The following is an 8,054-nucleotide window of genomic DNA, read 5'->3' as shown; positions in this document are numbered from 1 at the left end:
CGACTGGCTGGACTGGTACAACTACCACCGACCCCACACCGGCATCAGCGGCCACACACCAGCCACCCGCGTCACCAACCTGTCCGAACAGCACACCTAGCCCCGGTTCACGGCGCCGCCCCTCAGCTTTGGGCCGGAGCGCTCTTGATCACGGCGAAGCGGGCGCCGTAGGGGTCGGTGAGCTTGGCCATGCGGCCGACGTCCGGCAGATCGGTGGCCGGCATCCGGACCGTGCCGCCCAGCTCCTGCGCCTTGGCGACCGTCGCGTCCGTGTCGTCCACCTCGAAATACGGCAGCCAGTGCGCGGTGCCGTCCGCCTCCGCCGGGTCGTCGGCCTTGTCGACGACGCCGCCGAACATGGCGTCCTCACCCTGGCCGCCGGGGCTGAACGTCGTGTACGTGCCGCCGTAGAAGTCGAGGGCGAAGGTCTCCATGCCGAGCGTGGCGTTGTAGAACCCCGCCGCGGCCGGTACGTCCGGGGTGTACAGCTCAAGCCAGCACAGCGAGCCCGGGTCCTGGACGAGGTCGAGTCCCTTGTTGGTGCCGGGCTGCCACAGACCGAAGGGCACGCCCGCCTTGTCGGCGAGGATCGCCATGCGGCCCATGTCCATCACGTCCATGGGCTGGATCATCACGGACCCGTGCGCCTGCTCGGCCGCCTTCGCGGTGGCGTCCGCGTCCGGCGTCTGGAAGTACACCGTCCAGGAGGGCGGGCCCTGCTCCTCGGTGGTCTGCATACCGCCGGCCACCGTCCTGCCGTCGAGCTGGAAGAGGCCGTAACCGCCGGTCTCGGGCCCGCCCGGCTGGAACCGCCAGCCGAACAGACCGCCGTAGAAGGAACCGGCGCCCTCGATGTCGGGTGTGCCGAGGTCGATCCAGTTCGGCGCGCCGGTGACGAAACGGGTGGTGAGCATCATCGCCCTCCTCGGAAGGGTCCCGCTGTCTGCACTGCCGAGTCTTCCACCGCCCACTGACAATCGCTGCCGGAACGCCGCCGTCTGCCCGGGAGAAGGAACCCGACTACCGTCGGTGACCGGAGAACTTCTCCGTGTTTTCGCGCGGCTCCGCGCGCCGCCGTGCGGCGCGCCACCCGGAGGGAGACGATCGAGTCGGCCGGGGGCCCTGCGGCGCGGCGTTGATCCCGCGTTGATCGAACGTTTTTCGCCGCGCGGCACCATCCTGGGCATGCACATCGACACGATCACAACGATCACCTCCCTCGACCTGGCATGGCAGGAGGAGGCGTTGTGCGCACAGACCGGGGCGGACTTCTTCTTCCCCGAACCAGGAAGCTCCGTCCGGGAGGCGAAGCGGATCTGCGGCATGTGCCCGATCCGCTCCGCCTGCCTGGAGTACGCCCTCGACAACGACGAACGCTTCGGCGTCTGGGGCGGCCTGTCGGAGAAGGAACGCCTGGAGATCAGACGTACGTCCTTCTGAACGGCCGGGTGCCGGGGCCCCACCCTGGCCCCCTCGTCGAAATCCGTGCGGTCGTCGCGCCGGGCTGCGGTTAGGATCCGGGGGCGCACCCGGGGTAGCGCAGAGGCAGGCGCACTCGCCTTGCCCAGGCGAAGGACATCGGTTCGAATCCGATCCCCGGGCTGCGTCCGGGGGTCCTGTAGAGCAGAGGCAGACTCGCCGCCCTCTCAAGGCGGATACGCCGGTTCGAATCCGGCCGGGGCCCCGTCATACGCACAGGGCACGGACACGGGGCGGGGACGATGGGCGACGCGGGCGGCACCGGCATCGACATCAGCCAGGAGGAGCTCGCCGCCTTCCACCGGACGGTCGGGCGGCTGCGCGCGCTGCCCGTGGACGACCCGGTGCGACTGCGGGCCGAGCAGGTGGCCGCGTCCTTCGCCCGGGACGGACGGCTGCGGCGGCGCAAGGCGCGGGACGCCGAGGCGTCGGCGGCCGACGCGGCGGTGATGGCAGGGACGGCGACGGGGGCGTTGGACCGCCGGGAGGACGCGCCGCTCGGTTCCGGGGGTGACGGGGCGGGCTGCTCCGATGGCGACGTTGGTCCAGGTGCCGACGGTGGTTCTGGTGCCGTGGGTGGTTCGGATGTCGCGGGTGGTTCCGGTCCCGACGGTGATTCTGGTCCCGACGATGGTTCTGGTGCCGAGGGTGGTTCTGGAGGCGCGGTCATCTATCGAAAGCCGCGTGGCTGCTACGTCTGTAAGTCGTCCTATCGACAGGTCGACTCTTTCTACCACCGGCTGTGCCCTCGGTGCGCCGCCGACAACAGGTCCCGCCGTGCCCTGCGCACCGACCTCAGCGGTCGCCGGGCGCTGGTCACCGGCGGCCGGGTGAAGATCGGGTTCCAGCTGGCGCTGATGATGCTGCGGGACGGTGCCGAGCTGCTGGTGACCAGCCGTTTCCCGCACGACACCGTGCGCCGCTTCCGGGCGGCACCCGGCAGTGAGAAGTGGCTGGACCGGCTCACGGTCGTCGCCGTCGACCTGCGGGACCCGCGACAAGTGCTGGGCCTCTGCGAGGAGTTGCGGCGCGAGGGCGAGCCGTTGGACATCCTCGTCAACAACGCGGCACAAACCGTACGCCGCCCCGTGCAGTCGTACGCCCTGCTGGCGGCCGGCGAGTACGACGCCCTGCCCGAGGGCGCTCGGCACGCCCCCGGATTCACGCCGATGCGGATGCTGGACGGCGGTGCCGCGACCCTGCCCGTCGCCCTGCGCGAGGCCGACGAGGCCGGGCTGCTGCCCGACCCGTCCCCGCAGAACTCCTGGTCGGCCCGGCTCGGCGCGCTGGACCCGGCCGAGGTGCTGGAGACCCAGCTGGTCAACGCCCTCGCGCCCGCCTTGCTGTGCGACCGGCTGCTGCCCCTGCTGCTGGCCTCCCCGCACCCGCGGCGCTATGTCGTCAACGTGACGGCGGTGGAGGGCCGCTTCGCCGTCCGCAACAAGATGGCCGGCCACCCGCACACCAACATGGCCAAGGCCGCCCTCAACATGCTCACCCGCACCAGCGCCGCCGAACTCGCCGAACAGGGCGTGCACATGTGCGCCGTCGACACCGGCTGGATCACCGACGAGAACCCCGCGCCGAAGAAGGCACGCATGGCTCAGGCCGGTTTCCGTACGCCACTGGACGTCGTGGACGGGGCGGCGCGTGTCTACGACCCCGTAGTGCGGGGCGAGGCGGGGGATCCGGTGTCCGGAGTGTTCCTCAAGGACTATCGGGAGGCGGCGTGGTGAACGCGGAGCCGGAGCGGGCCGCCGGGCAGGAGGGCGAAGCCATCGGCTTCGCCGGGGTGCCGTCCGTCGTGCCGCGTCCCGCGACCGAACTCGGCCCGCTGCTGGAGTGGTTGCGCGCCGGGCGTCCGGCCGGGGAGCGGCTGGACTTCCCAGCGGGCACGGCACTGCCCGACGGCAGGCTCGACCTGTGCAAGCAGGGGCTCGGCGCGCACGGTGTCGCGCTGGTCGCCGACGCCCTGTCCCAAGGGCCTTCGCCGGTACGGCACCTGCTGCTCGGGACCGACGCACTCGGCGACGACGGGGCCGCCGCGGTGGCCGACGGCGCGGACGTCGAGACGCTGTACCTCGGCTGCAACGGCATCACCTCGGCCGGCGCCTGCCGGATCGCCGACCGGCTGCGGGCCTCTCCGCAGGTCGTGACCGGTGTGTGGCTGAAGCGCAACCCGCTGGGCGGTGCCGGAGGTCGGGCGGCGGCCGAACTCATCGATTCCGCACGGTCGTTGCGCACGCTCGACCTCGTCCAGACCGGCCTCGACGCGGGGGCGGTCACCGTCCTGGCCGATGCGTTGCTGGCCGCCGCAGACAACGGGCGGCGGATCGAGCGGCTGTTCATCGGCGGTAATCCGCTGGGGGAGGCCGGGGCGAGAGCACTGGCCGCCGTGGTGGAGGCGGGTGCGGTCGACGAGTTGTACGTGTCCGCCGCACGGCTGGGCGACGCGGGGGCGGGGCGCCTCGCGGCCGCCCTGGAGCGGGCACCGTACGGACGGCTGACCCGGCTCTCCCTCGCCAGCAACGGGATCGGACCGCGGGGTGCGGCCCGGGTCGTGACGGCGGCGGTCGGGTCCGGGGTGACCCTGCTGGACCTCGGCCGGGTGCGGGCGGCCGCGGTGCTGGACGCGGCCGACAATCTCGTTGACCTCGCCTCCGCCGAGGCCATGGCGGAGGCGCTGGCCGGCACGGAGCACCGGCTTGCCCACCTGGTGCTGACCCACACCGGCATGCGGAGTCGGGAGGCGCATCGGCTTCTCGATGCGGCGGTGGGTGCCGCCACGGCCACGCGGTTCGTGCTCGGGCAAGGGATCGCCGCCAGCATCAAGCGTCGGCTGGGAGCGCTGAGCGCGGCGGTTCCTCCGCCGGTGGTTCCGGCGGACGTGGCCGCCGTGCGCAGCGTGTACCGGACGGCGCCGACGGCGGGGGACGCCTGACGCGGGGGATTCGGGTGGGTGCGGGCGGGCCACGGAGCTTGAACCCGGCGTGCGTGAAGCCGAGAAACAGCGCACGACGCTCCGCCCCCCCGCCTCACCGCCGCAGCCCCACGAACACCCCCGTCCAGAACCGCTGCTGCTGTTCCGACGCCCCCACCAGGTACGTGGCCCGGAGCTTCGCCGGCAGCAGGGCCACCAGCCGCGCCACCACCGCCTTGTGCTTCTTCAGCTGGGACAGCTCCGCGTTCGCCAGGATCTGGTGGACCACGTCCGTGTCGTTGCCGCCCTCGTCGGAGTCCTCGGCCGCGCGCCGCAGGCGGGACTCCCAGGCGTCGGCATCACGGGCCAACTCGCGCAACCCCGTGACCGGACGACCCTTGAGACGGTCGATCAGGGCAGTGAGCGGGACCGGGGCGTACTCGCCGTCGCCGAGGTAGACCGTGGCCATCTCCAGCGGCAGCCCACGGCGGTGCAGCTTGATGAGCCGCTCCAGGGTGCGCTTGGTGATCCAGGCGCGGCCGTCGTCGTCGATGTCGTGCTTCCACCAGTCCAGCACGGTCTCGGCGTCCCGGCCGTAGCGGGCCAGCAGCCACTCGTTCGCCGGGATGTCCTCCGGTCGCACCTCCAGGGACGCCGTGAACCGCGTCGCCTGGGCGATGTTGTTCCGGGCGACCAGGAGCTTGCGCCCCAGGTGGTACGGCGGGTTCTGGACGGCTATCTGGGCCCGAAGGTTCTCGATGCGGCGACCTGCCAGGGACCACTCCTGGGTGATCTCCATGAGCTTGGCGAACGCGGCCTTGTCCTTGGGCCGGTTGTACTCGTCCCACACGATCGCCTTGGGCTCGGACCCGGTGAAGTTGACCGACAGCAGGTTGTCCAACGTGCCGTCGGCCGACGGGACCGGCGCGCAGAGGTCCTCGACGTTGGTCACCGGCAGGGAGAAGTACAGTGCCTCGCGGCCCAGGCCCTCGCGCACCGTCTCCCGCACCAGTTCCGTCTTGCCACAGCCCGGAGGGCCCTGGAGCAGTACGGTCCAGCGGTTGCGCAGCGCCGCCCGGACCACCTGCCGCACCGGGTCGGGAACGGTCGCCGGGTTGGGCACGCCCAGCGAGTCGGCGATGCGGTCCAGGATCTCCGCCGTGCGGTTCTGTCCCGGCCTGCCGTCGGCGCCGGGCTCGGCCAGCCGCAGCCGCTCTCCGTCGACCAGCGGCAGACCCCAGCGGAGCGGGAAGCCCTCCTTGGCGTTGGCAAGGACGTGGTCGAGCGTGCGCGGTGACAGCAGCTCGCGCAGCGCGGGGGACAGCGACGCCCACAGCGAGAACACCGGACGCAGGTCCCATGGCCGGTACTTGGCGGCCAGGTGCCGTCGCCAGGATGTGTCGTTCGCCGTGATGCGCATCGTGACCATGCGGTCCAGCAGCGCGAGGTCGCTGCGGCGCGCGGATGTCTCAGAGAGGGACTCGTTGTCGGTGAGGAAGACACCGACGCAGCCCAGCGCCCGCAGATCGTGCTCGCCCAGCGTCCAGTTGCAGGCGACCTGCATCAGCTGCGACTGGATGGTGTCGCCCGCCTGGAGCGAGTCGTCGATGAGCAGGACGAACGGGCTTTCCGGCTTGAGCCGGCTCATCACCAGCTGGCGCAGGACGAGTTCACCGGTGTGCGTGTCCCGTACCGGCGCGTTGACGAGGAGGTCGTCCGGTGTGAGGTTCGCGGCGGGCACGTACACCAGGTCCGTGCCCGGGTGGGCGCGGGCGATGTGCGTGAAGAACGTGGCCGTCTTGCCGATGCCGTGCTCGCCGAAGATCTGCCCGGTCTGCCCCATGTCGATCATCGCGTCGATGAAGGACTCCAGGCGAGAGACCTCGACGGGTGCGTCGTCGGCGGGTGGGCCGCCCGTGGCCGGGATGCCGGTGGCCGGAGTGCCGCCGGGCGACGGGTCCGTCTGCCGTGCTTCCGTGGTCATCTATCACGATCCTGTCGTGACGCGATGGCAGTCCATCGCGGGCTTGTGCGTCTCGGGCCACTCACTGCCGCCCTCGGTGATCAGCCAGATCCATTTCTCCGGCTCGGCCGGCGTGATGGGCGGCGCGTACCCGTCGGTGAGGACGACGACGGCATCCGGCGTGACCTCCAGTCGCCGTCCCTTCACCTCCGTGCGTCCCTCCACGTGGTCCGCGACCACCTGGAAGCTGGTGCCGCCTCCGCCGAACACCCGCTCGCCCGGCACGAACGGCATCACCACGGCGTCGAAGGACAGCCAGTGCGCCTCCACCCCGTCGATACGGCCGACGAGTTCGGTGAGCCAGGTGATCACCCGGTTCGGCATCGAGCCCGAGGTGTCGTACGCGATGACGAGCACCTTGTCCCGCACCGGTCCGCGCCGCGCCAGCATCGGGTCCTGGCCCAGCGCCGCCAGCAGCGCGCCGCGCTTCTTCGGGTACACCAGCCGCTCGCCGTCGCGCAGCTTCGAACCGAGGACGTCGACCAGCCAGCGCTGCCACCAGTCGACAGTGCGCGTGCGCGAGGTCTCGCCGCGCAGGACGCCCGCGCCCAGCTTCCCCCACAGCTTGGCGGCCCTCGGGTTGCCTTCCTCCGTGCGGGCCATCAGGTCCAGCACCTCCCGCTCGGCGCCGGTGTGCCCGCGCCGGGCCGCCAGCAGGGCATTGAGCAGGGCCGAGGAAGTCACCGCGTCGACGGTGTCCTGGTCGGCGGGCACCGCGCCCTCCAGCAGGTGCAGGCACAGCCCGCGGGCCGGGACCGGGGGGCGGTGCATGCGCTTGAGCTCGCCGTACACCCGCATGTCCGTCTCGGTGAACGTCTCGTACGGCACCGGCTCCAGGCCATGTGCCGTCAGGTCCGCGCGGTAGGCGGCGTACACCTCCCGCGGGTCGACGCCCGTGGGACTGCCGTCCAGCAGGGGCAGCTCCTGCCTGCCGAGCCGGATCAGCGCCACGTGGTTGATGGAGACCTCGCAGGCCAGCTCGAAGACCGGGTCCTCGCGCAGGTCGGGGTCGGTGAACAGATGCCGGTGCACCAGGTGCCGTGCCTCGTGGAACAGCACGAACTTCACGCCGTCCAGGCCGAGTCGGGCGAAGAAGCCGGGGTTGTAGAGCAGGAGGCAGGTACCGTCCCCGGAGGCCACCACCGCGGCGGTGTCCACGGCCGTGGTCGGGATCTGGTGGTGGCACTTCGCGTACAGCCAGGACGCCACCGCCGACTCCGTCAGGCCGAAGTCCAGCAGCGCCGCCTCCTTGAGCCGACGCGCCTCCTCGACCACGCCCGGATCGGCCGGCCGGTACCGCTCAAGTGCCCTGCGGTCGGCGAGGTCGACCACCGGGGCACGCCGCCCCTGCCCCCCGTACGCCATGCTCAGCCCCCCCGTACCGACATTCCGGGGGCGCGCCTGTTCCGGCCGCGCCACCCGGTGTTTTCCCCGTGCCTCATTGGTACCAGCGACCACTGACAACGGGCCAAGGCATTACCGCCGAAGTCAGGTGGAGCGACGGCGTTCCGGTGTGCACTACCCTCTGCCGACAAGGGCGGGGTCGTAGCGCAGAGGCAGGCGCACCGGTCTCCAAAACCAGAGCACGCTGGTTCGAATCCAGCCGCCCCGCCCCCTTCGAGCCGGAGTTCA

At 71.6% G+C, this 8,054-nt stretch carries 6 protein-coding genes, 3 tRNA genes and 1 pseudogene; 7 read left to right on the top strand and 3 right to left on the bottom strand.

Features of this window, described 5'->3' with window-relative positions; all coding sequences use genetic code 11:
• Positions 1–100 (top strand): annotated as a pseudogene (locus tag ACIQWG_RS16915) (IS481 family transposase); the annotation flags it as partial.
• Positions 101–122: 22 nt separating this feature from the next.
• Here the strand turns inward: ACIQWG_RS16915 and ACIQWG_RS16910 are convergent.
• On the bottom strand, positions 123–914 hold the full coding sequence (locus tag ACIQWG_RS16910; RefSeq protein WP_404095903.1) for a VOC family protein: 792 nt from the start codon (positions 912–914) through the stop codon (positions 123–125).
• 271 nt (positions 915–1,185) lie between these two features.
• Here ACIQWG_RS16910 and ACIQWG_RS16905 point away from each other — a divergent pair, with 271 nt between their 5' ends.
• The 5 genes from ACIQWG_RS16905 (at position 1,186) to ACIQWG_RS16885 (ending at position 4,420) form a co-directional block, all read left to right on the top strand.
• The gene (locus ACIQWG_RS16905; protein WP_404095795.1) at positions 1,186–1,440 is read left to right on the top strand and encodes a WhiB family transcriptional regulator; all 255 of its coding nucleotides are present in this window, start codon (positions 1,186–1,188) and stop codon (positions 1,438–1,440) included.
• 88 nt (positions 1,441–1,528) lie between these two features.
• Positions 1,529–1,602, top strand: a tRNA-Gly gene (locus ACIQWG_RS16900).
• 10 nt (positions 1,603–1,612) lie between these two features.
• Positions 1,613–1,684, top strand: a tRNA-Glu gene (locus ACIQWG_RS16895).
• Positions 1,685–1,721: 37 nt separating this feature from the next.
• On the top strand, positions 1,722–3,215 hold the full coding sequence (locus ACIQWG_RS16890; RefSeq protein WP_404095794.1) for an SDR family NAD(P)-dependent oxidoreductase: 1,494 nt from the start codon (positions 1,722–1,724) through the stop codon (positions 3,213–3,215).
• A complete protein-coding gene (locus ACIQWG_RS16885; protein ID WP_404095792.1) occupies positions 3,209–4,420 on the top strand; it encodes a ribonuclease inhibitor in 1,212 nt (403 codons plus the stop codon). The genes ACIQWG_RS16890 and ACIQWG_RS16885 overlap by 7 nt, the downstream gene beginning before the upstream one ends.
• 94 nt (positions 4,421–4,514) lie before the next feature.
• Here the strand turns inward: ACIQWG_RS16885 and ACIQWG_RS16880 are convergent, their stop codons facing one another.
• Together ACIQWG_RS16880 and ACIQWG_RS16875 are read right to left on the bottom strand one after the other, a co-directional pair.
• The gene (locus ACIQWG_RS16880) at positions 4,515–6,383 is read right to left on the bottom strand and encodes an AAA family ATPase (protein WP_404095789.1); all 1,869 of its coding nucleotides are present in this window, start codon (positions 6,381–6,383) and stop codon (positions 4,515–4,517) included.
• Positions 6,384–6,386: 3 nt separating this feature from the next.
• Positions 6,387–7,787, bottom strand: coding sequence for a hypothetical protein (locus ACIQWG_RS16875; protein ID WP_404095786.1), 1,401 nt, complete (start codon positions 7,785–7,787; stop codon positions 6,387–6,389).
• Positions 7,788–7,959: 172 nt separating this feature from the next.
• Between ACIQWG_RS16875 and ACIQWG_RS16870 the strand changes: the two genes are divergently transcribed.
• Positions 7,960–8,035, top strand: a tRNA-Trp gene (locus tag ACIQWG_RS16870).
• Positions 8,036–8,054 lie beyond the last annotated feature (19 nt).

It is taken from the genome of Streptomyces sp. NPDC098781 (assembly GCF_044759995.1).
GTDB lineage: Bacteria > Actinomycetota > Actinomycetes > Streptomycetales > Streptomycetaceae > Streptomyces.
The sequence above is the reverse complement of the archived record's forward strand: the minus strand, read 5'-3'. Positions and strand labels throughout refer to the sequence as shown.

Coding starts and splice junctions, on each gene's coding strand:
- ACIQWG_RS16880 (WP_404095789.1), bottom strand. CDS start 6,383: ATGACCACGGAAGCACGGCAGACGGACCCGTCGCCCGGCGGCACTCCG.
- ACIQWG_RS16905 (WP_404095795.1), top strand. CDS start 1,186: ATGCACATCGACACGATCACAACGATCACCTCCCTCGACCTGGCATGG.
- ACIQWG_RS16910 (WP_404095903.1), bottom strand. CDS start 914: ATGCTCACCACCCGTTTCGTCACCGGCGCGCCGAACTGGATCGACCTC.
- ACIQWG_RS16875 (WP_404095786.1), bottom strand. CDS start 7,787: ATGGCGTACGGGGGGCAGGGGCGGCGTGCCCCGGTGGTCGACCTCGCC.
- ACIQWG_RS16890 (WP_404095794.1), top strand. CDS start 1,722: ATGGGCGACGCGGGCGGCACCGGCATCGACATCAGCCAGGAGGAGCTC.